This is a genomic window from Streptomyces sp. NBC_00316 (assembly GCF_036158715.1).
Classification (GTDB): Bacteria; Actinomycetota; Actinomycetes; order Streptomycetales; family Streptomycetaceae; genus Streptomyces.
Window position 1 is genome coordinate 692,005 of the sequence record NZ_CP108023.1, and the last position, 25,605, is coordinate 717,609.

General features: G+C 67.4%; 17 protein-coding genes and 4 pseudogenes. 10 read left to right on the forward strand and 11 right to left on the reverse strand.

Annotated elements, in window-relative coordinates:
• Positions 1 to 35 precede the first annotated feature (35 nt).
• A pseudogene (locus OG878_RS03145) lies at positions 36 to 386 on the reverse strand (IS982 family transposase); the annotation flags it as partial.
• A 70-nt stretch (positions 387 to 456) separates the two neighbouring features.
• Here OG878_RS03145 and OG878_RS03150 point away from each other — a divergent pair.
• Positions 457 to 846 carry a hypothetical protein gene (locus OG878_RS03150; RefSeq protein WP_328885306.1) on the forward strand — a complete coding sequence of 130 codons (390 nt, stop codon included), beginning with the start codon at positions 457 to 459 and terminating at the stop codon, positions 844 to 846.
• On the opposite strand, the gene OG878_RS03155 is transcribed toward OG878_RS03150, so the two are convergent.
• Together OG878_RS03155 and OG878_RS03160 are read right to left on the reverse strand one after the other, a co-directional pair.
• Complete coding sequence (locus tag OG878_RS03155) at positions 783 to 2,012, reverse strand: transposase (protein WP_328885307.1); 1,230 nt, start codon at positions 2,010 to 2,012, stop codon at positions 783 to 785. The genes OG878_RS03150 and OG878_RS03155 overlap by 64 nt on opposite strands.
• Before the next feature lie 271 nt (positions 2,013 to 2,283).
• Positions 2,284 to 2,943, reverse strand: coding sequence for a hypothetical protein (locus OG878_RS03160; protein WP_328885308.1), 660 nt, complete (start codon positions 2,941 to 2,943; stop codon positions 2,284 to 2,286).
• 294 nt (positions 2,944 to 3,237) lie between these two features.
• On the opposite strand from OG878_RS03160, the gene OG878_RS03165 reads away from it, so the two are divergent.
• Entirely contained in the window at positions 3,238 to 4,323 is a 1,086-nt protein-coding gene (locus OG878_RS03165) for a hypothetical protein (protein ID WP_328885309.1), read from the forward strand.
• Positions 4,324 to 5,532: 1,209 nt separating this feature from the next.
• On the opposite strand, the gene OG878_RS03170 is transcribed toward OG878_RS03165, so the two are convergent.
• Entirely contained in the window at positions 5,533 to 6,558 is a 1,026-nt protein-coding gene (locus OG878_RS03170; RefSeq protein WP_328885310.1) for a C40 family peptidase, read from the reverse strand.
• A gap of 838 nt (positions 6,559 to 7,396) precedes the next feature.
• A pseudogene (locus tag OG878_RS03175) lies at positions 7,397 to 7,679 on the reverse strand (transposase); the annotation flags it as partial.
• A gap of 168 nt (positions 7,680 to 7,847) precedes the next feature.
• Between OG878_RS03175 and OG878_RS03180 the strand changes: the two are divergent.
• The gene (locus tag OG878_RS03180; RefSeq protein ID WP_328885311.1) at positions 7,848 to 8,270 is read left to right on the forward strand and encodes a hypothetical protein; all 423 of its coding nucleotides are present in this window, start codon (positions 7,848 to 7,850) and stop codon (positions 8,268 to 8,270) included.
• A gap of 232 nt (positions 8,271 to 8,502) precedes the next feature.
• Here the strand turns inward: OG878_RS03180 and OG878_RS03185 are convergent, their stop codons facing one another.
• The gene (locus tag OG878_RS03185) at positions 8,503 to 9,894 is read right to left on the reverse strand and encodes an IS1380 family transposase (RefSeq protein WP_328885304.1); all 1,392 of its coding nucleotides are present in this window, start codon (positions 9,892 to 9,894) and stop codon (positions 8,503 to 8,505) included.
• Positions 9,895 to 10,405: 511 nt separating this feature from the next.
• The gene (locus OG878_RS03190) at positions 10,406 to 11,410 is read right to left on the reverse strand and encodes an oxidoreductase (RefSeq protein ID WP_328885312.1); all 1,005 of its coding nucleotides are present in this window, start codon (positions 11,408 to 11,410) and stop codon (positions 10,406 to 10,408) included.
• A gap of 294 nt (positions 11,411 to 11,704) precedes the next feature.
• Between OG878_RS03190 and OG878_RS42170 the strand changes: the two are divergent.
• From OG878_RS42170 to qcrB, 4 genes and pseudogenes are all read left to right on the forward strand, one after another.
• Positions 11,705 to 11,863: pseudogene (locus OG878_RS42170) on the forward strand (hypothetical protein); the annotation flags it as partial.
• 353 nt (positions 11,864 to 12,216) lie between these two features.
• Entirely contained in the window at positions 12,217 to 15,954 is a 3,738-nt protein-coding gene (locus tag OG878_RS03195) for a S8 family serine peptidase (RefSeq protein ID WP_328885313.1), read from the forward strand.
• Between the two features lie 137 nt (positions 15,955 to 16,091).
• Positions 16,092 to 17,084: a helix-turn-helix domain-containing protein gene (locus OG878_RS03200; protein WP_328885314.1), complete on the forward strand. Its 993-nt coding sequence runs from the start codon at positions 16,092 to 16,094 to the stop codon at positions 17,082 to 17,084.
• A gap of 726 nt (positions 17,085 to 17,810) precedes the next feature.
• Positions 17,811 to 19,451: a cytochrome bc1 complex cytochrome b subunit gene (gene qcrB / locus OG878_RS03210; RefSeq protein ID WP_328885315.1), complete on the forward strand. Its 1,641-nt coding sequence runs from the start codon at positions 17,811 to 17,813 to the stop codon at positions 19,449 to 19,451.
• Between the two features lie 22 nt (positions 19,452 to 19,473).
• On the opposite strand, the gene OG878_RS03215 is transcribed toward qcrB, so the two are convergent.
• The 4 genes from OG878_RS03215 to OG878_RS03230 all read right to left on the reverse strand — a co-directional run bounded on the left by OG878_RS03215 (position 19,474) and on the right by OG878_RS03230 (position 22,557).
• The gene (locus tag OG878_RS03215) at positions 19,474 to 19,863 is read right to left on the reverse strand and encodes a cytochrome c oxidase subunit 4 (protein ID WP_328885316.1); all 390 of its coding nucleotides are present in this window, start codon (positions 19,861 to 19,863) and stop codon (positions 19,474 to 19,476) included.
• Positions 19,860 to 21,569, reverse strand: a complete 1,710-nt coding sequence (ctaD, locus tag OG878_RS03220) for an aa3-type cytochrome oxidase subunit I (RefSeq protein ID WP_443049052.1) — start codon at positions 21,567 to 21,569, stop codon at positions 19,860 to 19,862. Before ctaD ends, OG878_RS03215 begins: the two co-directional genes overlap by 4 nt.
• A 229-nt stretch (positions 21,570 to 21,798) precedes the next feature.
• Positions 21,799 to 22,032, reverse strand: a complete 234-nt coding sequence (locus OG878_RS03225) for a hypothetical protein (protein ID WP_328885317.1) — start codon at positions 22,030 to 22,032, stop codon at positions 21,799 to 21,801.
• 330 nt (positions 22,033 to 22,362) lie between these two features.
• Positions 22,363 to 22,557, reverse strand: a complete 195-nt coding sequence (locus OG878_RS03230) for an SDR family NAD(P)-dependent oxidoreductase (RefSeq protein WP_328885318.1) — start codon at positions 22,555 to 22,557, stop codon at positions 22,363 to 22,365.
• 689 nt (positions 22,558 to 23,246) lie between these two features.
• On the opposite strand from OG878_RS03230, the pseudogene OG878_RS03235 reads away from it, so the two are divergent.
• From OG878_RS03235 to OG878_RS03245, 3 genes and pseudogenes are all read left to right on the forward strand, one after another.
• Positions 23,247 to 23,566, forward strand: a pseudogene (locus OG878_RS03235) (plasmid stabilization protein).
• 785 nt (positions 23,567 to 24,351) lie between these two features.
• A complete protein-coding gene (locus OG878_RS03240; RefSeq protein WP_328885319.1) occupies positions 24,352 to 24,813 on the forward strand; it encodes an SDR family oxidoreductase in 462 nt (153 codons plus the stop codon).
• 432 nt (positions 24,814 to 25,245) lie between these two features.
• Positions 25,246 to 25,455: a hypothetical protein gene (locus tag OG878_RS03245; RefSeq protein WP_328891117.1), complete on the forward strand. Its 210-nt coding sequence runs from the start codon at positions 25,246 to 25,248 to the stop codon at positions 25,453 to 25,455.
• Positions 25,456 to 25,605: the final 150 nt, after the last annotated feature.

Genomic DNA, 25,605 nt, shown 5'->3' on the forward strand with positions numbered 1-25,605 from the left:
GGTCAGTGATCGTAGGCGATCAGTGAGCGTAGGACGGAGTCCACGACCCATTCGTCGTCGCTCCACACCGAGGTGGTGGTGGCCAGGATCCGGTTGACGCTTCGCATCAGACCGGCGGCCTTGCGCAGCCGCTTGTTGTAGCCGGCCTGCTGGGGCAGGTAGGGGAAGAGGTGGCGCAGGTGGGCACGGGCATGGCGGAGCCATTCGGCCTCGGAGGTGTAGCCGAGTATGGCCTGCATCGTGGCGACGGTGACCAGTTCGGCATCGCTCAGGCGGGGCGTAATGCCGACCGGCGGGCGCCACGGCGCCAGGTCGGGATGCTCCTTCAGCATGTCGTCGGTCGTCGCATAGAGTGCTGTCGCGAGGGTGTCCACGTCGTTCGTCACAAAACGATCTTGGACACCCTCGTTCTCGTCTCCGCAGGCACCCCTTGGACCACACCACCAGGAGGAACCAGTGTCATACCCGCAACTGCTCACCCCCGAGGAGAAGCTCGCCGACGCGAAGAAGCTGTTGAGCCTCCCGCGTATCGTCGTGATCTGCGGCTCCACCCGCTTCATGACCGAGATGAACGAGGCCGATCTGCGGGAGACCAAAGCTGGAAAGATTGTCGTCAAACCGGGCTGTGACATGAAGTCGCCGCACGAACTTTGGTCCGATCCTGTCGAGGCCGAGGCGCTGAAGGTTCGACTCGACGATCTGCACCGGGCGAAGATCCGGCTCGCTGATGAGGTGCTCGTAGTCGGCGACTACATCGGAGACAGCACCCGAGCCGAAATCGCCTACGCCCGGTCGCTGGGCAAGCCCGTGCGGTTCACGCACCCCGAAGTCGACCCTGCCGCCTGACCGCCCGCTGCCACCTCGACAACCAGGGCCGGCAGCCCGCCGCCTGACCGTCTCGCGGTGGCTTCGGCCGCCGCCCACCCCACACCCTCCGCAGGCATCCCTTGGGATTGATCATCTAGTGGGCGGGCGAGCCGGAGCTGTGTGAAGACGGTAAGGATCAGCCAGGTCCAGCGGTCGGCGGCTTCAGGGGTGCGGATCTTGGGGCAGGTCCAGCCCAGGGTCTGCTTGAAGAGGCGGAAGGTGTGTTCGATGTCGAAGCGCCGCAGGAATGCCTGCCGGAGCAGGTCGACGTCGGCTTCGGTGGCATCGGTGCCTGACCACCACAGCCAGACCGGCTTCGGTGTCGCGCCGCTGGGCAGGTACTCGACCTGAAGAGGGATCACGGTGCCCTCGATCACCGGTAGCACGCCAAGCTGGGCGGTCCAGGCCGAGCGATGGGTCAGTCTGGGATGGAGCCGGTCCCAGGCCCGTGCGGTGGCGGTGCCGTAGGGACGGGTCTGGGTCACCGTCTGCGCGTCCGGTGGGTTCCAGGTGGTCGGGTCACCGAAGACGAACTCGCCGTCGTGGCGGGGCGGCCGACCCCGGACACCGGGCTCGCGGCACGGGACCGCACGTCGCAGGACACGGTCCGAACGCATCCGTCCCAGCACCTGCACCGGCAGGTCCTTCAGCAGGAAGGCCGGACGCGGCACCTCGTGGCCGGCGTCCACCACGATCAGGATGTCCGGGTCGCCGTCCTTCCACTGCCCGGCTGTGATGAGCCGTTCGACCAGCTCGCGCATCTGCCCGGCGGTAACAGTGGCGGCGTCGTCACCGGGTGCCAGACGCAGCGCGTCCAGCGGTGCGGTCCAGGAACTGCGGCCCGTCTCCAGCGCGCAGACCACTGAATACGGCCAGCCGGGAACGGGAATGTGCTGGTCCTTGCCCCGTCCGTAGGTGAGGCACAGGGTCCGCTGCGATGAGGTGTGGGCGCTGGGCCGCAGCCAGCAGGTCAGATCGGCGGCCAGGACCAGCCGGCCGTCCGCCGCCCGGGGCAGCGGCACCGTGGCCAGGGCTCGTCTCAGCCGGGCGACATCGACCCGGCCCCCCAGGCGGTGGCGCAAGTGCATCGAGCACCGGTTGCCATCGTGTCCGATTGCGATCCGAGAAGCCCACCCGAGTCTCAAGACAGCGCCGGGCCAGGTCGCCGGTGACTCGTGCGAGCGCCACGTGGACAGCCACTTGCGGCTGCGCCTGTGCCATCACAAGGGACTCGTGCACCTGGTCTCGGCACGTCACCACAACCGGTGCCTTGGCCGCACTCCGCTCGTACCGCTCGATGGCACCCAGCAGGCCAGCGGCTCGGCTGTCCAGAACGGGAAGCACGGCTGCGAGCTCGTCCAGCCCATCAATGACCGGCAGCACCAGGTCCTCGGCCACCACCAGTTCGGCGTCTCGCTATTCCAGCCGGTAGACGGAGATCAGGTGCGAGATCAACCAGGCACGCAGCTCGCCGCCCGGCCATGCTGCCGCCGTCAGTCGTACAGGAACTCTCTCACCGGGTTGGCGTCGATCAGCCAGTTGCAGCAGCAGTGCCAGTACCAGGATGGTCTTGCCAGTCCCCGCGTCGTTGCCCAACACCGTTCCCGAGGTGCCATGGGGCGAGGTCTGAGTGCCTGTGATCACGAGGCGACCTGGGGACAGCCGCTGGAAGAAATCAGCAACCGTCTCCAAGGTTCCTGCCGCAGACGTACTGAGCACTCCGGATGTACTGACCACGGTGAAGGGCAGGTCGATACGGCCGTTGAGGGCGGAGCTTCCTCCTCCGAGCAACTGCCGGTACTCCGCGCTTTCGAGACGTATGACCGACTGCGTCAGCGACTGAGCGACCAGCTCCCCCGTTCGCTGTACGCACGCGGCTCGCACCGCGACCGCGAGTCCTGCGACACCGGCGACCGTGCCGACAACACCGACACCAAGAGACAGCACCCCGGCGGGATCAGAACTCTCGACCTTCACCTGCGGCAACATCCACCACGTCAGAGCGATGCCCGCGAGGATGACCACCACAGTCGCGACCACACCCGCACTCGATTTCTTACTTCCCCCAAGCATCATGAACGACATACTGTTTGGCAGGTGGGGCGCCGGACACCCCCTTCCCCGGACTGTGACTTCGCTGCAGCGACACCGGCGCGACGGCCGTCACCGCGCCGACTGAACACGCACCGGCCTCCACTGCCGGCACCCGTCTGCGACTCCGTTCCCCGCGCCGTGCTCGCCGTATCGCACCCGGCTCCAGCGGAAGGCACGGCGCGCCTCGAATCCGAGCGTGTAAGGTTGCCGCGGTTCCGTGGCAGCGGTTGGTCGCGTGGGAGTCGACGCGCACGGACCGTGTCGGAGGTGGTTCGGGTGGAGTTGGCCACGGCCTTCAACGACGCTTGGCACCAGCAGCCGGATCCGGCGGGCCGGCCCGACGGTCATCGACCGTCGAACTCGCAGTGGGTGCTCGTCTCGGCCCTGTGGTTGCTCGCCGCGTGGACGCCGGAATCCACACCCGGCTGGGCGTCTACGCTCGTACTCAACGAGACCAGTGACCGCCGCGACGAGCCATGGCCGGCTCCGCCCGGGCAGCTTGCCGCGATCGCGGACCTGCCGGAGGTCACGGACGCTGTCCCATACACCAGCATGTTGTCGAAGGACGACCACTCCACGCCGCCCGAGGAACTGGTCTCGCTCATCGCCGGGGCGGCCCACGTCCACGACGCGCGTCGGACGTCGTTGGTGCGGTACCTCGCGGACGAGGCAGCCGGCCGGAAGGGCGATCTGCTCCGCCTCACCACGACCGACGACGACCCAGCCCTGCACCTGTTGCACCGGGATTACTCCGGGACAGTGCGGATCACCCTCGCGCCGGCGCCGACGGTGCAGCAGCCGCCGGTCATCGCGGACGACGGCGCCGACGGCGCCATCCGTACCCGGATCTCCTGTCTCGCCACGCTTCTGAGCGATCTCCTCATGGTGAACAACAACAACTCCGTCGACTTCCGGTTCCGGATCGGCACGCTCCCCGAAGACGGCTCGCAGGATGAGGACCGCCTCGCCGCCGCCACCCGCTGGTGGTCGGCCACCCGCGAGGACGCCGAGGAGTACGCCGAGGAAGAACCGACGTTTCGCCCGATCACGTTCACCGAACTGCGGACGTCGCTCGGCAACGACGCCCGGCTCTCCCTCGTCGACATCTGGGACGGCTCGTGGAGCGGCATCGACGAGATGCCCGAGATTCCGGCCGGCCACGTCGTGACCCATCTCGTCGACGACCTGGTCGACGTCATCGAGGGTCGGCTGGGCGGCGCGCTCGTAGCGGTGAACGGGTACCTGCCCACCGGGTGGCCGCCGGCGGACCCGACCGACGAGGACGACGACGGCGAGTACACGTACGTGCTGTTCGTCCGCGGCAATGAGGTGGGCGTCCTTGACATCGACCGGGCCTGCTGAACGCGTAACCAAGTGTCGGCGCAAGGTGTTCCGCGATCGCGCTCAATGTCGCGATCGGCAGAGCCGGTGTTGGTTCGTCGGTGTTTGCGTAGCCGTCTCGTGGGGGTTCGTGGACGGTCGGCGTGCGCGAGATCCGCGAGGCGGAACCGAGTGCGAGGATCCGCACCAGCAGTAGGTGCGGGCCGTCGCTTCTTCCGGTCCGGATCGGTCGTGACAGCGACGGCTCGGGTCCGGCCGTCGAGCGGTCGCCTGCGCCCGCCGCTTGCAGCCCTGACGAGTTGGTGCGTGACAGCGGCTGAAGCAGGGGTGACCTGTTCATGGGCCGCGGTTCGGCCGCTGCCACGCACCAACCCGTAAAGGTCTCCAGGGTTTGGGGAGTCCTCACTTCCGGACTGACGGTAGCGGTAGCGGATTCAGTGGTCGTCACGGGGTTCCCCGGGGTCGCCAGTACCTCCGCCCAGGTCTCCCGCAGCTGCAGCGTGCGCTCCTGGCATGCGGCGTCCCAGCAGGCCATAAGTGTCGCGTCGGTTGCCCTCTTCGCCGGTTCAGGGTGGACCTCGACCGGGATCCCGGCGGGTGTGCACTTCAGGGTGCAGGGACGGGTGTCTCGCGGGGACCCTCCGCACGCGGTCAGCAGCGCCAGAGCAGCCAGGGGTATCGCCGACGTTGTGTCTCACGCCGGCTCCTCGGCAACCGCCCGCGTCATGACCAATGGCCACTCATGCCGGAACGGCAGCCGCGCCACGCCACTCGACCTGAACAGTCGCGTGCCGTCGCCTCCCCAGTAGCTGAGTCAGGACAAGAGCCGGGATCGGCCGCGACGCCGCCAACCTGCTTCTGGACGCAGCGAGGGGAGCGTCAACACGTCCGCGAAGGCGGCGCGTTGCCCGCCCAGGCCGGTTACGTGCCCGAGTACCCGCCTGGGCGCGTTCGGGTGTACGCCGGCAGCTGATCCACACCCAAGGGAGGAGGAGGGACACCATGACCGAGCCCATCACCACCAGCCCACACAACTGCGGCGCCGTGGAGTCCGGCCTGGCGATCCTGCCGGTGGTCGCCGATCGCCGGGCCGATCGCCCGGGCCACCGGCTCGTCACCGGGCCGCCTCCTGGACGAGCCCCTGTTCTGGCTGGGGCACCACTGCTCGTGCGCCCAGAGCGAGGAGGTCGAAGAACTGCTGGGCGCGGAGATTCGCCCGTTCGGGCGTGATCAGATGCGCACTGCGGCCTGGAAGCTGCCAATGGTGTTCATCGACTCGTAACGGACGTAGGCGCCCGGGTAAGGAGCGTGGAGCACGGTGTTGTTGCCCGCGTAGAGCCCGACGTGCGAGGTGTTGTTGAAGAAGACCAGGTCGCCCGGCTTCAGCTGGCTGCGCGCGATGCGGGTGCCCTGGTTGATCTGGGTGTACGTGGTGCGGGTGATCTGTGCACCGGCCTGGGCGTAGGCCCACTGGGTCAGGCCGGAGCAGTCGAAGGAGTTGGGGCCGGTGGCGGAGCGGACATACGGCTTGCCCACCCGCGTGTCGGCGGCCTGCAGGGCGGCGGCGCCGAGGGCGGAGGCGGGGACCTCGTTGCCGAGGTCGACCCGGTCGCCGGCAGCGCGGCTGGCACGCTGGTCGTCCTGGCGCATCTTCTCGCGCTCGGCGGCGGTCAGAGTGTTGAGCAGGCGCTGCGCCTCGGCCAGCTTGCCCTGGAACTTCCTCTTGTTCTCGCCGAGCGCCTTGCGGACGTCCACGAGGTCGCCCAGCTTGTCCTGGGCCTCCTTGCGCTGCTGCGCGAGGGCCCGCTGCTTCTCCTGGATCTTCTCCAGCGACTCGGTCTGCTTGGCCGTCAACTGGTCGAGGGCCGAGGCCTCGTCGAGGAAGCTGTCCGGGTCCGAGGCGAGGAAAAGTTGCACGGACGGATCGATGCCGCCGGAGCGGTACTGCGCGGCAGCGAGCGAACCGAGGCCGCTGCGGAGCGTGTTGAGTTCCTGCTGACCGCGGGCCACCTTGTCCTGCAGCGCGCCGATCTGCTTTTCGAGCTTCTGCTGCTGCTCCTTGGCCCCGTTGTACTTCTCGGTGGACTCCTCCGCCTCGTGGTAGAGCTTGTCGACCTTCGCCTTGACCTCGCTCTTGGTCGGCTTAGGGTCGGCGTGGGCAGCCTGGGAGGTCAGAGCCACCGCAGCGGCGGCGGTCGCGGTGAGCACGGTCACGCGGGTGCGGCTCGGCTGCTTGGGACGACGGTGTGACGCCACTAAGGCGAGCTCCTTCTTCCTCGAGCCGCCTACCGGGCTATGGGGGGGTGAATCCCCGGCTCCGCGCACGTCACGGACTCGGCGGTTCCTTCGCCGCCACCCCGGATGGGTGATCAATCGTGCGAAGGTTCGAGACCCGACCCTAGTGACCATCTTGTGACCAGTTCAATCCTCACAGGATGAATCTCGTCACACGAGGTACATCCTTTACTCACATCACACGGCGTGTAGCGGCGACTTGACACCCCGTTCCGTAATCTCCGGCACATCGCAACAAGTCTCACTAGTGACCTGAGTCGGAGATTCATCGCCAGTCCGGCACATGTCGTCCCGGTCCAAGGATTCCGCCGATGCCGGCAACTGATGCCCAGCGGGCTGTGCTTGAGGAAGGCCGTGCGAAAACCTCGGTTCGCCGGGCTGACCAGGGGGCTCACTTGACGTGGTCTGGCCGCACGTTGGTACTCACTTGATGAGGCCGCCGCGCATTCGGGAACGGCGGATGCGGCCGCGGAACGGGATTACGGGGGCTGCCTGGCCGGTCTCTACGACCCGGGGGTGGTCGTTGGCGGAGCGATTGGTGGAGGCGGTGCCAACGGAGCAGCGTCGCCGGGGTGACGAGGAAACTGCCCCAGCGCTCCCTGGGAGCAGACGCGACCGGGCCCGGCAGGACCCGGTCGCCCGGTTCCAACTGGGTCCTACCGACTTGGTATTGGAGACGCCGCCGTCTGGCCGTTGAGCCGAAACCTACGGGGCCTAGGGGCGCAACGATGCCGGAGCCTGCGCCGCATCTCGGCAGCTACCGCCCGTCCCTCGCGCTGGAGCTGCCGTCCGGGTCCCCTTTCCGGGCGCCCGCAGCATGCTTGTGAGCCCGGTTGACGGTGGAATCCACCGAAACCGTCCGCTCCAGGCGGCCAACCGCACCGTCGCGGACTGAACATGCTTCAGCAACCGGGCCCACGTCCCATCGGCCTCCCACCGGGCGAACCGCTCGCAAACCGCCTGTCACGGCCCATACCGCTCTGGCACCGCCGCGGAGCCCCAGTCCGTAAACGCCACAACACCCCGTCGATCACCTGCCGGTAATCCCTCCCCGGCCGCCCCCGACCATCCAGCACCGGCAGGCGCGCTGCACAAGATCGGCGTCGGCTTCCTGATACTTGAACATGTTCAAACTCCGTGCCAGGGTACGGCGTGGGTTCTCGAGTCCACCGGTCGCGCACGCGGCCTGCGGAACCCGCTAGGGGTGGAGTGTGTTGCGTTACTCTCGTACTGGGCTGATCTTGCTCGCCATGGCCTTTGCTCTCACGGCCTGCGGCAGGTTCACGGTCATGCCGCCGCCCGACGGCGAACCGGCCGTTCTGAAGCCGGCCGAACTTGCGACCACGTGGACCGACGCCGACGGCGGCACCCTCACGCTGAAGCAGGACGGGACGTTCATCGCCGATAAAATCTGCGTCGCCGTCAGCTGGTACGACAGTTTGACCTGGTCCGGAACAGGCACCTGGGAGCAAGGCTCCAACAAGAAGCAAAGCTTCGTCGGTGTGACCTTCGACGCCGCTCACTCCTTCGACGCCTATCACCCCGAAAAGAGTGAGCGGCGGCCCGACTCCTACGCCGCCTTGAGGCAAGGCAAGGTCCTGAAGCTCTGGGTCGCCGTCGGCGATCCGGACAACGATTATCCGAACTGCGTCCTGACCAGCCCGGCGAGCTGACCCGGCTGCCGCGTGGGCGGGTGAGCTGCACATGGTCCGGCACCGCAGATGAGCGGTTTTAGCCTTGATCCACCGACGTGGTTTGGGGAGTGATCTTGTGACCGGTTTCGAGCCGGTTTCAGGTCGGCGCTCGGGTATGGGCAGGTTGTAGTCGCTGGTCTGCCCAGCTTTTCCACGGGTTCGGTTCCGGTTGGGCCCTGGCGGCGGGCGGGTCGGGTAGGGGCTGTTCGCGTCAGCCGGGTGGGCCGTGAACGGTGTGGAAGAGGTGTGTCCAGGCGTGCTGCCAGGGCCAGTTGTGTGGCAGGTGCAGGGTGATGCGGCGGGCGGAGCGGGCGATCCGGGCCGGAACGTGGACCAGGTGGGTGCGGATCGTGGCGGTGGTGGCTTTGGCGTGGAAGGCGGAGGTCAGGGAGCCAGTGGCCCGCAGCAGGTTGTAGGTCATCGCCCACAGGGTGAGCCAGGCGGCGTTGGCGTGGAAGTGCCCGGAAGGCAGGTGGGCCAGGGCGCCGGCTTTGGTGTCCGCGATGACCTGCTCGATCACGGCGTGGTGGCGGTGTTCCCGCTCGGCCTGCAGGGTTGCGGCGGGCTGGTCGGTGAAGAAGGGGTGGTAGCGCCAGACGGGGAACAACTCGCCCTGTTCACCCACGACGGCGGGTTTGGCGAGGTCACGGACCCGGCGCACGATCAGCCGGGCGGTGATCTGCTCGCTCTTTTTGCGGCTCGCGAAGGCGGTGTATTGGGGTATCTCGGCGACTTCGGCGTCCGAGATGAGTTCACCGGTGGCGGGGTCGGGCACCGCGGTCGGGTAACTGATGTGCTGCCATTCCTCGTCGGGGATGCTGTGGACGGCTCGTTTGATGGAGGGGTTCATGCTGGTGGTGAGCGAGAAGTGGGCTCCGGCCCGGTGGCAGGCGGCGATCACACCGGCGTTGTAGAACTGCGAGTCGGCCCGCAGGATTCGGGTCCCGGTGCAGCCGGCCTCGCGGGCGGTGGCCAGGGCCTCGCTCACGAATTTCGGGGCGCCGCGGGAGTCTGCTGCTTTGCCGCGTCGCATCCGCACGCCGGCGATCACCGGCCTCGATTGCGGGGTGCAGACCGTGGCGAGCAGCGGGTGCAGGGTGCGGATGCCCTTGAACCGGCCGTACTCGGCGCCCTGTTTCGCCCGCCCGTAGACGCGTTTGTGGGTGGAGTCGACATCGATGAACGCCATCTCGTCCGAGCCCGGCAACAAGGGGGTGTGCGCGGCCAGTGCGGCCAGGAACCGGCGGTGGACAGCGTGGAGTTGGAGGGCGTGACCGTGGGTGAACGAGCGAAGGAAGGTGCCCAGCGTGGACGGGGCACGGGCACCTGCGAACACGGCCGGCATCGCGCCGTGCCGCAGGACGTGAAGGTCGTCGATGCTGTCCGCACCCGCGGCCATGCCGCCCACAATGCTGGTGACCTTGGCATCCGCCGCAGCCCCAGCCCCGTTCTTCGCGCCGGTCAGCTTCACCTTCTCGGCCACCAACCGCGACAGCCCGCACCGCTCGGCCAGCCGCAGCACCGGCAGCAGCCCGGCATACGCGATCAGGTTCGGGTCATCGAACGCAGCGGAGACCGCTGCCGGAGTATGGGAAACTTGCATCTACGAGGTGCCTTGCTGATTGTGCGTGCTGGAAGCGTCAGAACTCCCATCATCGCAGGTCAGCAGGCACCTCTTCTTGATTGCTCATCCACAGCAAGCGAGCCACTCGGTGGATCGAGGTTTAGTCGATCGTGTCCCCCTCCCCGGCACTATCCAGGGCTGATCCCCTCCATCACGGCATGGGGAACTGTCTGCCGCGCATGTCAGCGACAGTGTCCAGCTGGGCCCGGACTGCCTCGGCAGTGGGAATGGACCCGGCAGCGCTGCCGGCCGGCACCGAAGATGACCCGGTAAGGCCCAGGGACACTGTCCGCTCCGTACCCCCATCCTCGCCGGCCACAACGTGCTGCCGCCCACGTACCTCGAGCGCGCCGCGCCGTTCGCGAGTTCCAGAACCACTTGGCTCTGTCAGCGTTGATCAATGTCCGCGAGAAGCGGCTCCGCGCAGCGTGATGTTGATCGGGTGATACCGATGGCTCGGTCGCCCTGTCATGCCGAAGAGAGGTTGACGCTATGCGGCGTCGAGCGCATGCAGCAGGCGCCGTTCGTCGTGGTCGGAAAGTCCCGCGCGCCGTGGCCGTTCCGGGTCTCTGGTCAGTTCCCATGCAAGGGTGTCTGCGAGTGTCTCGGCCAGAGGTCGCGAAACGAGCCCCGCGGCTCTGGCCGTACTGCCGTCCCGCGAATTGAAACCGGCGTACTCCGGCAGGGGCAGCCACAGAGGCAGGGACCGCTCGCCCATCCATGGCGCGACGTTGTGGGCAAGTAGCCACTCTTGGCCGACCGCCACGACCGAGCCGCGGTGATCCGCCACCTCGCGGGCCGTCGCCAGGTGCTCGGGCAGGGAGAGCGTCTCGCCGACGACGTCGAAGACCCCGCCCAGGCCGCCCTCGCCGGCTTCGATGAGCCACGTCGCCACATCGCGAACATCGATCACCTGCGTCATCAAGGCAGGCACGTCGGGCACCAGTACGCTGCCATCGTTGGCAGCCGGTCGGGAGAACCGCAGCGGCCAGTATCCGGTGCGGTCGAAGATGTCTCCTGGACCACCGATGAGCCCGACGCGGGCGATGAGTGAACGGTCAGGACCGAATGCGTTCAACACGTGTCGTTCGCACGTGACCTTCGCCTGCCCGTACGTTTCCATGGTCTCCATCACGTCCCCGGCAAGTGCTGGAAGCAGGGCAGCGCTCTCATCATGTCCGGGTGTGGTGTGATCGGCATACACGTTCACCGATGAGACGAAAAGGAACGATCCGACGCAGTCGGCGAGAGCTGCGGTTGCGCGCCCGACGTGCCCCGGCTGACGGGACACGTCGATTACCACGTCCCACTCGTCGCGGGCGACCTCGCCGTAGGCATCGGCGCCGTCCCGGTCAGCCCACTTGAACTCCACGCCGCGCGGAACAGCCCCCGACTCGCCGCGAGCCAGGCAGGTGACGTGGTGTCCGCGTCCCAATGCCATCGTCGCGATGTAGCCGCCAAGCCAGGCGGTGCCGCCGAGAATGAGAAATCGCATGCGGACAGTAGATTCCGGCCTGCAGAGTCCTCGGAAGGCGGTTCGCCGACGGCGTAGCGCCGCATCGAAGTCTCGGCCACACCACATCATGCGTCTCATGCCGCGAAGCGGGCCGCCGGCTCGCACACGGCTGCTGGCGCACCCGCGCTTCCACATGTGCTTCACGCCCACGAGGTCGTCCCGGCTGAACCAAGTCGAGTGCCGACTTGGGCTCTTGGCAGGCAAACGGACACGCCGAGGTGTTCATAAGAACTCTCCCGCGAGCCACTCCTCGACCCCCGGCCCGCTTCAACCGTGACCACGCCGGCTGCCCCACACACGACTTTTCCCGGCGGCTTCTGCTCCGGACCCTGCCCCAGCCGGATCCTCCCGGACTGGGTCATCTTCGGCGGTGGATCCGGCATCCGCGCCCGCCCGCTTGACACCACATGGCTCACCGGTCTGATCGCAGTCTCCCGGCCGGCAGGCGCAGTTCCATTCGTGAAGCAGCTTGGATCCGTCTGGGCCCGCGACAACACGTCGGACATCAAGGGCGGACATCCCGACAATTGGCCGGAAGAGCTCCGCATCCGCGAGTACCCGGCGGTCATCCGGTGACCCGGTCGTCATGCCTCAGGGGCAGGTCTCATGTCCGTACGGTCAACCTCTTCGAGGTCGAGTTCATGCGGCCGCCAGGTTTGTGACTGCGTACGAAAAGTGCAACTTGCCGTGATTCGCGCGGTTCACGGCTGGCAAGTCCGTGCCATGGCAAGGACTTGCCTTCATCAGGCCTTCTCGTCGGCGTTACCGGCCGATAGACCCATGGCATGTTCTCCCCCTCTCAGGCTTCCGCCTTCCGGCGCAGGCGCTGGCAGCTGCTCTCTGCCGCCACCGCGGTGCCGCTGCTGGCGTCGGGGCTTGCAGTTCTGCAAGCGCCCGCACAAGCCGCTCCGAGCAAACCCACCGTTCCCGCCAAGCCCTCGGCGACCCACAAGGTCACCCTGGTCACTGGCGACGTCGTCACGGTCACCACGATGGCCGACGGCAAGCAGACCGCCGACGTCGACCGGCCCGACAGCGCCGTCGGCGGCGTAAAGATCCAGGAGATCAAGGGTGACCTGTTCGTCATCCCGGACGAGGCCGTGCCGCTGCTGGGCACAGACAAGCTGGACCGGCGGCTGTTCAACGTCACCGACCTGATCGAGATGGGCTACGACGACGCGAAGTCGGCCGCGGTGCCACTGATCGCGGCGTACGCCCAGCCGAAGTCTCGCTCGGCCGCCGTCGAGCCGACGGCCCCCCGGGGCAGCAAGCTGACCCGCAAGCTCAAGGGCATCCACGGCGCGGCCCTCAGCACCGAGAAGCGGCAGGCCCGCACCTTCTGGACCACCGTCGCGCCGCAGGGCGGCGCGAAGTTGGGCGCGGGTGTGTCGAAGCTGTGGCTCGACGGTCGCGTGAAGGTCAACCTGAAGGAGAGCGTGCCGCTGATCGGCGCGCCCGAGGCCTGGGCCGCCGGGTACACCGGCAAGGGCGTCAAGGTCGCGGTGCTCGACACCGGCATCGACGTCAACCACCCCGACTTCGCCGGCCTGATCGACGGCACGACCAGCTTCGTGCCGGGTGAGGGCGTCACCGACGTCAACGGGCACGGCACGCATGTGGCCAGCACGATCGTCGGCTCCGGCGCCGCCTCCGGCGGCGACTACAAGGGTGTCGCCCCCGGCGCCGACCTGTTCGTCGGCAAGGTGCTCGGCGGCGCGGACGGCTACGGCCAGGACTCCTGGGTCATGGCCGGCATGCAGTGGGCCGCCGAATCCGGTGCGGACGTCGTCAACATGAGCCTGGGCGACACCTACCCGACGGACGGCAGCGACCCGATGTCGCAGACGGTCGACGCGCTCTCCGAGCAGTACGGCACTCTGTTCGTCATCGCCGCCGGCAACGCGGGTCCGGAGAGCATCTCCGCCCCGGGCGCGGCCGCCTCGGCGCTGACCGTGGCCGCCACGGACAAGCAGGACCAGCTCGCGTCCTTCTCCAGCACCGGCCCGCTGGCCGGCTCCGGCGGCATGAAGCCGGACATCGCGGCACCCGGCGTGGACATCACCGCGGCCCGGTCGCAGGAGATGACCGACGGTGGTGAGGGCCTCTACCGCACCCTCAGCGGCACCTCGATGGCCACCCCGCACGTGGTCGGCGCGGCGGCGATCCTGGCCCAGCAGCACCCGGACTGGACCGGCGCGCAGCTCAAGGAACACCTGATGAGCACCGCGAAGGGCCTGGCCGACGGGTACTCGCCGTACGAGGTCGGCACCGGCCGTGTCGATGTGGCCGCCGCCGTACGCACCGCGGTCCGCGGCACCGGATCGCTCTTCTTCGGCAACTACACATGGCCGCACGAGCCGAGCGACGTCGCCGTCAAGAAGGACCTGACCTTCACCAACTCCGGTTCCGCCGACGTCACGCTGAAACTGGCGCTGACCGACGACGGCGGCCCGTTCGCGCTGGGGGCCACCAAGGTGACCGTCCCGGCGGGCGGCACAGCCACCGTCCCGGTGACCGGTGACCCACAAGCCGCCTCGGCCGGCCGGCACGTCGGCTACGTGATAGGCACCGATGCGGCCACCGGCAAGCCGGTGACCCGCACGTCCGTGGCGCTGCTCAAGGAGGAGGAGCGCTACGACCTGAACATCAAGCTGGTCGGCCGGGACGGCAAGCCCGCCGCCGGCTGGGTCACGGTCAACCTGGCCGGCGACTTCTGGCCGTGGAACGTCTACGTCGACGGCTCAACCACCATGCGCATGGCACCTGGCCTGTACACCGTCGCGGGGTACCTCGACGTGGCCGGCGAGAAGTCGGACCGCTCGGGTCTGGCCGTGCTGGTCGACCCGGAGACCGTGCTCAAGAACGGCTCCATGGACGTGATGCTGGACGCGCGCAAGGCACGCCTGCTGCAGACCGAGGCGCCGCAGCGCACCGAGGACCGTCAGCGCAAGGTCGACTTCAACGTCCACTACAAGGGCTTCGACCCGTTCACGGACTACCGCAGCGCGTACGTGCTGCCGCCGACGTACGACGACGTCTACGTCGCGCCGACGGAGCCGATGAAGCAGGGCGAGTTCCTCCTGACCACCCGCTGGCGCAAGGGCGAGCCGTCGCTCAGCCTGAGCGCGTCGGGCGGACGGCTCCGCTTCGAGACGCTGGTGCAGGCGGGCAGCGCCCTGGGCACCGGCACGGACAAGTTGGACGCCGTCTACGCGGGCAACGGCGCGGCGGCCGCGTACAAGAAGGTCAGGGCCAAGGGCAAGGTCGTCGTCATCGAGCGCAGCGACGAGGTCTCGCCGCAGGAGCGCACCGAGGCGGCGGTCGCGGCCGGTGCGAAGGCGCTGATCGTGGTCAACGACGGTGTCGGTGCCCTGATGGAGTACGTCGGCGAGTCGACCATCCCGGTCGCCACCGTGCACCGCGACGCGGGCAGGACCCTTGTCTCGATGGCCAAGGCCGGCTTCCTGAAGCTGACCGCAAAGCAGACCGAGTACACGCCGTTCGTCTACGACCTGACCCGGGAATACCCCGGCCAGGTGCCGGACCGGGCCCTGGTCTACAAGCCGACCAAGGGTGACCTCGCCCGGATCGATGCCCGCTACTACTCGGCCACGGACGGCGGGTTGGCGGAAGGTTACCGGTCCGACTTCACCCTCAGCCCGTCGTTCAACCTCCCCGAAGCCGAGTGGCACCCGGGCACCCGCACCGAATGGGTGACCCCGGGCCAGGTCTGGAGGGAGTTCCACGCGCAGGGCGTCGACGGAAACCTGCCGTGGGTGATGGTGTCGGGCGACAACACGTATGCCAAGGGCAGCACCACCCGCCTGGACTGGTTCGCTCCGGCGACCCGGCCCGGCCAGGGCGAGGCCTTCGGCGTGTACAACTCCCGCTGGCAGAACTACATGACCTGGAACGTGCAGGCATGGGCCTCGGCCAGCGACAACATGCGGCTGGGCGGCTTCTTGGACTGGGGTGAGACGCCGACCCACCTGCAGGTCTTCCAGGGCGACAAGCTGATCCACGACAACCCGAACAGCACGGACATGCAGTGGGTCGAGGTGCCGGCGGGCAACCTGCCCTACCGCGCCGTCCTCGACGCGGAGCGGCCCGGTGACGCCTTCCGGCTGTCGACGCGCACCCACACCGAGTGGACGTTCATGTCCGACACCGTCGACTCGGACTTCTTCGAGCGGTTCTCGGTGCTGAACCTGAACTACAAGCTGGAGTCGGACCTGCACGGCGACGTCAGGGCCGACGCGACCCAGAAGATCGCGCTCAAGCCGGTGTCGATGGACCTCGGCACCGTGCCGGGCAACGTCACCAAGGTGAAGCTGGACGTCTCGTACGACGACGGCGCCACCTGGCAGAAGGTGACCCTGGCCAAGGGCGCCCACGGCTACTGGACGGGTTCGTTCAGGACGGCCAAGAAGCGCGGCGGCTTCATCTCGGTCCGCGCGAGCGCCGGGACGGACAGCGGCTTCAGCGTCAAGAACGAGATCATCCGGGCGTACGGCCTGCGATGAACCGCACCGTCGGGCCCCGGGGAGGCGACTCCCCGGGGCCCTTCCCGTCACACCTGCTCCCAGCAGGGACTATTCAAGGTCTGCCGCCATGGCGCATACTCTCCCCGCTGCGGCAAGCGGAAGAGAGTCGGTCGCCGATGCTGGATGTTCTGGGCCTCGAACCCGATGACGAGCGCGTCTACCGGGCGCTGCTCGGACGGCCGAACTCCACCGCGATGCTGCTGTCGGATCTGCTCGTCGTATCGCGGGCCGACGTCGACAAGGCCTTGTCCCGCCTGGTCGGGTGGGGGCTGGTGATCGGGTCGGCGGACGATCAGTACACGGCCGCGCCGCCGGCCATGGCGCTCGGCGCTCTCATCAGCCAGCGCCGGGACGGGCTACGCATGGCCGAGCACGCGCTGGTGACCTTCGCCGAGGAACACCGGGCCGCGATGACCGGGAACAGCATCAGCGATCTGATCGAGGTCGTCACGGGCGTCGACGCCATCCGTCATCGCTTCCTGCAGGTGCAGCAGGCAGCCCGCACGCAGGTCCGCAGCTTCATCACCGCACCGTTCCTCGCCGTGCCGCCCGACGAGAACACGGCCGAACCCGCGGCCATCGGCCGCGGCGTGCACTTCCGGGTGGTACTGGACCGGGCGGTGCTGGCCGAGCCGGGCATCATCACCGATGCGATCGATTCACTGCGCAACGGCGTGCAACTGCGTGTCGCCGACCAGCTGCCGATGAAACTCGTGCTGGCCGACGCCGACCTCGGCCTCGTCCCGCTCGCGGTCACACCGGCGGGAGAGCCCGGCGCCGTTCTGCTGCACCGCAGCGGCCTGCTGGATGCCCTGGACGCGCTGTTCGAGACGGTATGGCGCACCGCCCACCCGCTCGAACTGTCGGGTACCGGCGGCGAAACCGGAACAACCGTCGAGCTCGGTGCGGAAGGCCCGACCGACCTCGACCGAAAGATCCTCGCGCTACTGCTGGCCGGCCTGACCGACCCGACGGCCGCGACACAGCTCGGCCTGTCACCGCGCACGCTGCACCGACGCCTGCGCCACCTCATGGACATAGCCGGCGTTCGGACCCGGATGCAGCTTGGCGGTCACGCCGTCCGACACGGCTGGGTGGAGCCGCACTGAAGGTCCCGTGCCGTTCAGAGATGCGACTGATTCGGACTCGGCACGGACGCTGACGGCAACAGCGCCATCGCCGTCCTCGGCAACGAGAACCAGCACCTCACCGACGGCCACGAAGCGTTCCAGCAGATGATCCGCGACACCGAGGCCGGCAAGGCCGACCACCTGCCCCGACGCCGCGGGCCCGGTACCGCGGCCATGTGTCGGGGCGCCGGGCCGGCAAGGTTCTTACCTGCCGCGTAACCACAGCAAGCCCTGTGCTACTGGGACACTCAAGCCGATTGAACTCGACATGTTCGACTGCGACGGCGTGCTGGTCGACAGCGAGCGCATCGCCGCATGTGTCCATGCCGCCCTCGGCGCGGAGCTGGGCTGGTCGCTCACCGAGGACCGTCGGTACCGTCTTCGAGACAGCTTCGGTAGAAGCTCCGGACCTGCGCTGGTCCTCCGCCCGGTGCGGTCGGAATCGGGTACGCCTTGGTGGCGCGATGCCGGGGCCGGGCCGCGACGACCTCAAGCCGGTACATGACGTCTGCGGCCAGAGCTTCACGGTGGCGCAGGGCTGACGGTGCGTCGAACGATGCCGACAGGTGCCGAGGCGTCGCGCTGCCATTGACGTCGGCCGTCTGCCGGTCGGCCGATCAGGGTTCTATGTTGCGCTGCTGCGTGATCTCGTCGGGTGAACGGGATACCCATGTTCCGAGCAGTGGTTCGACGGGAGAGTGATGCATGCCTTTTCGGAAGCGCAGAGCGGAGCTCGGGGCCCCGGCAGGACGGGCGGCGGAAGGCGCATACACGGCTCTGGACGGGCGACTGCCCGTCAGTGAACTCGCTGCACGGTTGGTGCGCAAGGCCTTCCCCGATCACTGGGCCTTCCTCCTCGGTGAGATCGCCCTCTACTCCTTCGTGGTCCTTCTTCTCACCGGTGTGTATCTGACACTGTTCTTCGACCCGAGCATGGTGGAAAGCGTCTACACCGGCCCCTATGTTCCGCTTCAGGGCGAGCGCATGACCCAGGCCTACGCCACCACGCTCGACATCAGCTTCGAGGTGCGGGGAGGCCTGCTGATTCGTCAGGTCCATCACTGGGCGGCTCTTGTGTTTGTGGCAGCGATCGCGGTCCATTTGCTGCGGATCTTCTTCACCGGTGCGTTCCGCAGGCCGCGTGAGGCCAACTGGGCCGTGGGCGTGGCGCTGTTCATCCTTGCGCTCGGCGAAGGCTTCGCGGGCTATTCGCTGCCCGACGATCTCCTGTCCGGGACCGGTTTGAGGACGGCGGGCACCATTGTGGGATCAATCCCTGTCGTCGGCACCTATCTGCAGCTGTTCGTCTTCGGTGGGCAGTTCCCCGGAAATGCGGTCATTCCGCGTCTTTACGCCCTTCACATCCTGCTCCTGCCCGGCCTGCTCGTGGCGCTGATCAGCGTTCACCTCATCCTGGTCGTCTACCTGAAGCACACGCATTGGGCCGCCCAGGGCAGGTCCAACAAGAATGCTGTCGGCGCGCCCGCATTCCCGCAGTTCTCCGCGAAGACCACAGGCTTCTTCTTCGTGATCTTCGGCGTGTTGGCCCTGATGGGAGGGCTCGCCCAGATCAACCCCGTGTGGAGGTACGGCCCTTACCGTGCCGATCAGGTCTCCATCGGGGCTCAGCCGGATTGGTATGTCGGGTTCCTGGAGGGCGCGCTACGGCTGATGCCGCCATGGGAGACCAACGCCGCAGGTCACACCGTCATGTGGAATGTGTTGATTCCGGCGCTCGTGCTGCCCGGTGTCGTCTTCCTGCTGCTGTTTCTCTATCCCTTCTTCGAGAAGTGGGTGACGGGTGACCGCAGGGAACATCATGTGTGCGACCGGCCGCGCAACCGCCCCACTCGGACGGGGCTGGGCGTGGCGGCCGTCGTCTTCTACGCGGTTCTTCTGGTCGCCGGGGGCAATGACATCATCGCGTTCTCGTTCCGGATCTCGGTCGAGGCCACGACGTGGATCCTCAGGATCGCGTTGATCGTCGCTCCGGTCCTGGCGTTCGCGGTCACCAAACGGCTCTGCCTGGCCCTTCAGATGCGGGACCTCCAACGCTTGACCGAGGGTGAGGAGACCGGGCAGGTGACCCAGGCGGTCCATGGAGACCTCTCGGACGGCCACCGCGCTCTGGCGCCGGCCGCCCGCTACCGCATTCTGATGCGCGATGTCCCACAGCCACTGAAGCTCCCTTCAGAAGGCCGGGTCTCACGTCGTCACCGACTGCGGACCGCGCTGAGCGGCTGGTACTACGAAGACGTCGTCGAATTGCCCGTCACCGAGCAGCAGCGATCCGTGATCGTGGAGCGGACGGCGCCACCGGAGCCGGCCACCGAACGCCACGAGTAATGATCCTCGCGCTGCCAGGACCTCAGTCCTGCGTGCGCGCGTACTGGAAGACCAATCCGAACACCCCGCCGAACAACATGCCCAGTCCGATCAGGAAGAGCCACAGACCGAACAGGACGCCAAGGGCGGACACGGCCAGTCCTACAGCGGTGAATACCGGCCAGATGCTGTGGGGAGAGAAGAAGTCCACCGGACCGGACCGCTCACTGATGTCGCCGTCCTTGCGGTCCTCGGGACGTAGCCCTTTGCGCCGGTAGTTGGTGGCGAAGAAGAACGCGATCAGCAGCGCCATGAGAAGGGAGACGGTGAGGGTCGCCGTACCGGCGGGGTCCCGGGACCATGCCGCGTAGAGGACGTCGGTCACGAGAAAGAATCCCGCGACGCCGGCGAAGACGATGGCCTCGGTCTTCATCTGCCGATCTCTCCTGGTGTGTCCGTGGCGGATGTGAAGCCTCGGCGCGGACCCGGCGTGTCCAGCGCTTCCGGGTGATTGAGGTCGAAAACCGGTGAGTCGGAGCGCACGCGGGGAATCGACCGGAAGTTGTGCCTCGGGGGCGGGCAGGAGGTTCCCCACTCCAATGAGCGGCCGTAGCCCCATGGGTCCTCCACCTCGACCTTCGGCGCGTAGCGGGTGGTGCGCCACACGTTGTACAGGAAGGGCAGTGTCGAAAGACCCAGCAGGAACGAGCCCATGCTCGAAATCGTGTTGAGGAGGGTGAAGCCGTCCGCCGCGAGGTAGTCGGCGTAGCGCCGGGGCATCCCGCTCTCTCCGAGCCAGTGTTGGACCAGGAAGGTCATCTGGAAGCCGATGAAGAGAGTCCAGAAGTGGATGCGTCCGAGGCGTTCGTCGAGCATGCGTCCGGTCCACTTGGGCCACCAGAAGTAGAAGCCGCCGAACATCGCGAAGACGACTGTTCCGAAGAGCACGTAATGCAGGTGGGCGACGATGAAGTACGAGTCGGTGAGGTGGAAGTCCATGGGGGGCGAGGCGATCAGAACCCCGCTGAGACCGCCCAGAAGAAACGTGACCAGGAAGCCGATGGCCCAGAGCATGGGCGTCTCGAAGGACAGGCTGCCGTTCCACATGGTGCCGATCCAGTTGAAGAACTTGACTCCCGTGGGCACGGCGATGATGAAGGACATGGCGGAAAAGAACGGCAGCAGGACGGCGCCCGTGGCAAACATGTGATGGGCCCAGACGACCGCCGACAGCATGGTGATGGTGATCGTGGCCATGACCATGCCGAAGTATCCGAACAAGGGCTTTCGGCTGAACACGGGGATGATCTCGCTGACGACCCCGAAGAACGGCAACGCGACGATGTAGACCTCGGGATGACCGAAGAACCAGAAGAGGTTCTGCCACAGCAGTGCACCGCCGTTGGCCGAGTCGAAGATATGGGCCCCGAACTTCCGGTCGGCTTCGAGGGCGAGCAGCGCGGCCGCCAGTACCGGGAAGGCGAGCAGCGCGAGGATCGAGGTGAACAGGATGTTCCAGGTGAAGATGGGCATTCGGAACATCGTCATTCCCGGCGCGCGCAGACAGACGATAGTGGCGACGAAGTTGACGGAACCGAGGGTCGTGCTGATCCCGGACAGCACCAGGCCCATGGTCCACAGGTCCGCACCAGTCCCGGGCGAGAAGACCGCGCTGTTCAGCGGGGCGTAGGCGAACCAGCCGAAGTCCGCCGCACCACCAGGTACGACGAACCCGGACACCACGATGATTCCGCCAAGGAGGTAGAGCCAGTAGGTGAGTGCATTGAGGCGGGGGAAGGCGACGTCGGGCGCGCCGATCTGGAGCGGCATGATGGCGTTCGCGAAGCCGGCGAAAAGAGGGGTGGCGAACAGCAGCATCATGATCGTGCCGTGAATGGTGAACAGCTGATTGTACTGTTCGGCGCTGACCACCTGCAGTCCAGGTCGGGCCAACTCCGCTCGCATGACCATGGCCATGAGCCCCGCCAGCAGAAAAAAACTGAACGCGGTGACCATGTAGAGATTGCCGATGACCTTGTGGTCCGTAGTCGTCAGCCAGCCCATGAGCCTGACACCGGCACGGACGCGCTTGCTGGCCACCGGCTCGGCCAGTGCGGCTCCTTGCAGTTCCTGCGCCATCGATCTCCGTCCCTACCTGGTAAATCGATGGTGGCGCCTTCCAGCGGGCACGTCCCATATGACTGGTGATGAGAAGGCGAAGTTCACCATTTCGCTGAAAGCGGCGGCCGATCGCTTCGTTGCGTCTGCGACGTCCGAGTGACCCCCTCCGCAGAACGTCGCGCGCACTGCTCCGGCTCCCGGCATCGCGCCGGGCGTCGGGTGGCAGGAGCGGGAGAGGACGCTGTGCTCAGGCGTGATCCACGAGTTGCGCGACGCCGCGCTCGCGGGCGCAGTGCGCGCAGCAGAAGAACTGCCCGTCCGCCTGAAGACCGTGGCCGAGGATTCGGCACTGACAAGTGCCACAGATCGGTGCCATCTTCTGGGCCATACATTCGATGCTGTCGAAGATGTGCACCGCTCCGGCGGCACGTACCTCGAAAGCCAACTCGTAGTCGTTGTGGCAGACCTCGCATACGGCCATCAATGATCAGCTCCTCGTTACCGCAGCGGTTGGTGGTGTTCTGCCCCCATTCGTGATGGTACCGACGATGGTTGGCCCGCCCCCTCACACGGCAGGTTTGTCGGGACCGGAGTGGCGTACCGGAATCACTCAGGTGGGCGCGCGCCGTTCAGAGAGCTCGGTTCGATCGGGCGCACGGTGCGCATCCCATGCGTGAGTGTCCCGTGGTGCGGCAGGACTCCGGCCTCGTCGGGAAAGCGACGACCGCGGCCAGTTCGCGTGCGTCGCCCGGCCGGCGCAATGGAATACGCAGCCGCTCGATCTTCGTCACACGGGTGCCCTCCTGGTCCGTCATGGGGTCGCGATCTCCCCGGGCGCCACAGAATTCGCCGTGACGCCGTACTCGGCGCGTTCCAGTGCCAGCACCTGGGCCGGCAGGTCGAACCCGCCCTTGGCGGCGCAATACGGGGCGGCATCCCACGCACGGCTGGTGCTCGCGCACAGACGTGATGTTGATGATCCGCTCCCGAAGCTCTGGCCGATCATGCGGCGCGCGCGACATCCTGCGAGCACAGGAACCGGTCGATCCGGTCGACATTCAGCACTTGTTGGACCGTCGAGCGCTCCAGGTCGACAAAGTGCGTGGACGTAACCGCACCCGCGCAGTTCACCGGGACGTCGCCCCTGCCCGGCTCGTCCGCGAGCGTGCCGACCGCCTCAGCGCCGCCCGGGAGGTCAGCGAGATCCAGTCGGGCGAGTGCACACCGGCGGCCCTTGTCCCGGACTCTCGCGCTGTTTTCTCGGCGCTCGTCCGGTCTCGGTGCCGGGTGATCCCCACGTCCATGTCGCCCGTCCGGCGGGGCGCGACGCGGCACGCACCGTTCCACGCCCCGAGACAGAAGATCATCCGCCGGATCCCAGCTGCCCTCGGTCGCCACTCCGTACCTTCGTGAGCGGGACTCTCCGCCTCGGCCCCGAAACTGTTCGCGACTCGTCTTGCCGGTCTGTGACGGACTCGGATCACCATCGGCGGGTCAGGCTGATGCCCCCTGCGGTACGGCCCACCTCTACCGCGCCGCAGCGCCGCTGTGTCCGCCTGTCAATTCTCGGCGTCCTGAATAGGTGAACTTCTTCGCCTTCACTCGTGTCGCGAGCGGCAGGTTTTGCGCGTGCACTGGGGGTAGCCGGGTGTGCAGAAACATGCCCCGGAGAACAGCTCTCCCGGGTGCCCGGCGTTGTCGACCACAGCAGAAGCGAGGAGAGCGTCAGTCACGCCAGCCCGATCCAGCCCTGAGCGTGAACGCCAGTACAAACACATCAAAGTAGGTGCTGAGAACCACGGCGCCTCCGAGAAGCGTGCGAAGGAAATCGCCAAGTCCTGGAGAAGAACTTCCACCCACGACCCCAAGTCCGCCCCCAGTGTGGCGGGCAACGCCGGCATAGCGGCTCACAGGAACCCACAAAGGACCGGCTGTACGAGGAGGCCAAGAAGAAGAACATCGACGGCCGCTCACTCATGAACAAGCAACAGGTGCGCCAGGCCCTCGGCCGTTGAATCCGGTGCGCTGCGGGTTCCTTGCAGGCGGCCCGGAACTGGACGACTGCGCGATGTACGCAACACAGTGAGGCTGCCTACGTAGGCGGGGCCCAGCTACGGAGCTGGGGTCCGGCCGTCGCGGGCTCTCCCAAATGAGCGGAAGCCACTGCCTCGCTGTGTGAGCGGCGGAACTCCCTCAGGAAGGACGTGTGCCAGATGAACTACCACGTGAGCCAGATTCCCATCAGTGACATCACCGTGGCCGCCTCGGCTGTGCGCTGGATTTTCCCCCTCGGGATAATGGTGGTCGTAGTCGCGGTTCTGCTTGGCCTCGTCTGGTGGGACGCGCGCCGTCGGGCACGAGCACGACAGCAGGGACCACGGGCCGAACGTTCCTCCCGAAACCGGTGGCAAGGCGAAAACAGGAGGGAGGCAGATGATTTCGGGGAAGGTCTCAGCCCCTACGAGATCAACCGGCCCTCTTCGCCGAGAGACGCACGCAAGCATGACAACGGCGGGGCATTTGGCAGTGGAGGCCCCGGCGGCTGACGGGTCCCCGCCATCGGTAACGCTTGCCCCTACCCGTCAGCAGCGTGGTCCGGTCGCCACGGAACGGTTCCTGGAGCGCGGTGGTCGCCAACAGTGGTCGAGCCAACACGCACGGGAACCAATCAAGAAGCGCCTGCCGGGACGAACGGCATCCATCCGGCGGCTGCGGGCTGTTCCATAATCCCTGGTCGACCAGCGCGCGCCATCAGGTGCGATGCATCGCAACGCGGCCTCCTCGAGCTGGGTGTATCCGGATGTTCCGGCTACACAGCGGCCGTACCTGTCGTCGCACGGCCACCAGGAGTTACGGGACAGTCGCCGAGCTCCACGCGCTCCCTGGCCGCCACTTCGCGCCGCGAGCGGCAGGATCCGCTCCTCCATCGGAAGCACCCGTCACCCATGACCGCAAGCTCACAGGCGGCCCTGCTGTTCGGAGCCTCCGAGAGCCAGAGGATCCTCTCCGTCCCCCCGAAGCCAGCGTCGCCTACGCCCCGCGCGGAATCCGCATCAGCCCCGACACCATCGGCACCCCCGCGGTCAGCGACATGATCGCCAAGGGAGGACTCGACCGCGCCGAAGCCGAAGCCAACCAGCTCATCAACCGCCTCGGCACTGCGGAAGAGATCACCCAGGCCGTTCCGTGGCTGCGCAGCCCCGGAGCCGGCTTCGTCATCGGCGTCGCCCTCCCCGTCGACGGCGGCTACATCGCCCGCTGACGACACCAGGCCGCTTCGTCACCATCTCCCCATCCCACGGCCCCGCACTCCGGCGGCTGCGTCGGGGGTGCCGCCCTGACCTGTGCCAACACGCACCCCACGACCAAGGCGGGGCGAGGCATGCACGGTTCGGGGACTCCGACGACGACTCCTTCGCCGTCGGCCTGACCTGCGGCGGTGAGCCCGGGAGCCTGGTGCAGCGCATCGGCCCCGCATACAAGCCACACCTCGCCACGGCCCTCGCCGAGGCTGCCCACGGCCACCAGCCCTCAGGTGGTGGCCGTGGCCGTGAGACGGCTCGGCGCCCTCATGTCGCTGCGTGCGGACGGCAGCGTGCTCGGCGGAAGCGTCGACGGCAGCCGAATGGACGACTCGGTGGCAGACAACCTGCGTGCACCCGCTGAGCCGCGCGGGGTGCATCCTGGGGGCACAGTGAGCGCGCCGATCGTCGTGCACCGGCCGTCTCCGACAGGCGGCCGGCGCGTCACCGCGTATGGCCACATCCTCGGACCGGCCCACGACGATCACGATCTGATCGAGTTCCTACGCCGCGCCGGGCTCCCGGACGCGGAGACGCTGGTCGACGACCCGCAAATCATAGAGTGGCGCGGCGGCCGGGCCCACGTCTACGAAGCGGCGTGACGCCACAGGCGGGGCCTTGGCTATCGGGAGGCGGTCCGGCCGTCTGGGGAGGGAGAACCGGCAGGGCCGGGACAGCCAGGCCACCGCCCGTCCTCCCATCCTCATGCCGGACCGGGCAGCTCGCACCTCGGCCCGGTGTCCTGCACGGCG

Bases quoted from the DNA above. Each gene is read 5' to 3' on its own strand.
- OG878_RS03195 (WP_328885313.1), top strand. From the start codon at position 12,217: ATGTTCTCCCCCTCTCAGGCTTCCGCCTTCCGGCGCAGGCGCTGGCAG.
- OG878_RS03215 (WP_328885316.1), bottom strand. From the start codon at position 19,863: ATGAAGACCGAGGCCATCGTCTTCGCCGGCGTCGCGGGATTCTTTCTC.
- OG878_RS03230 (WP_328885318.1), bottom strand. From the start codon at position 22,557: ATGATCGGCCAGAGCTTCGGGAGCGGATCATCAACATCACGTCTGTGC.
- OG878_RS03160 (WP_328885308.1), bottom strand. From the start codon at position 2,943: ATGATGCTTGGGGGAAGTAAGAAATCGAGTGCGGGTGTGGTCGCGACT.
- OG878_RS03240 (WP_328885319.1), top strand. From the start codon at position 24,352: ATGTTCCGGCTACACAGCGGCCGTACCTGTCGTCGCACGGCCACCAGG.
- ctaD (WP_443049052.1), bottom strand. From the start codon at position 21,569: ATGGCGCAGGAACTGCAAGGAGCCGCACTGGCCGAGCCGGTGGCCAGC.
- OG878_RS03200 (WP_328885314.1), top strand. From the start codon at position 16,092: ATGCTGGATGTTCTGGGCCTCGAACCCGATGACGAGCGCGTCTACCGG.
- OG878_RS03185 (WP_328885304.1), bottom strand. From the start codon at position 9,894: ATGCAAGTTTCCCATACTCCGGCAGCGGTCTCCGCTGCGTTCGATGAC.
- OG878_RS03225 (WP_328885317.1), bottom strand. From the start codon at position 22,032: ATGGCCGTATGCGAGGTCTGCCACAACGACTACGAGTTGGCTTTCGAG.
- OG878_RS03190 (WP_328885312.1), bottom strand. From the start codon at position 11,410: ATGCGATTTCTCATTCTCGGCGGCACCGCCTGGCTTGGCGGCTACATC.
- OG878_RS03180 (WP_328885311.1), top strand. From the start codon at position 7,848: ATGGCCTTTGCTCTCACGGCCTGCGGCAGGTTCACGGTCATGCCGCCG.
- qcrB (WP_328885315.1), top strand. From the start codon at position 17,811: ATGCCTTTTCGGAAGCGCAGAGCGGAGCTCGGGGCCCCGGCAGGACGG.